Annotated in this window: 1 protein-coding gene; it reads left to right on the top strand. The window is 42.3% G+C overall.

The annotated features are described in order from the left end of the window. Nucleotides 1–381 (top strand): isocitrate/isopropylmalate family dehydrogenase (locus M3221_RS25785; RefSeq protein WP_251274831.1); only part of this gene is annotated, 381 nt, incomplete at both ends.

Below are 381 nucleotides of genomic sequence, written 5' to 3'. Positions count from 1 at the left end.
AAGAATTTGGCGATAAAGTGTTCACTTGGGCACAATACGACAAAATCAAAGAAGCTGAAGGCACAGAAGCCGCAAACAAAGCACAATCTGAAGCGGAAGCTGCAGGCAAAATTATCGTAAAAGATTCCATTGCCGATATCTTCTTACAACAAATTTTAACTCGTCCGAAAGAGTTTGATGTCGTAGCGACAATGAACTTGAACGGAGACTATATTTCTGACGCGCTTGCAGCTCAAGTAGGCGGAATTGGAATTGCACCAGGTGCTAATATCAACTATGAAACTGGCCATGCAATTTTCGAAGCAACACACGGTACTGCGCCGAAATATGCAGGTCTTGATAAAGTAAATCCATCATCTGTTTTGTTGTCAGGCGTTTTGC

This window comes from Domibacillus indicus, assembly GCF_023715895.1.
GTDB lineage: Bacteria > Bacillota > Bacilli > Bacillales > Domibacillaceae > Domibacillus > Domibacillus indicus_A.
This window is presented reverse-complemented; position numbering and strand designations above follow the sequence as displayed.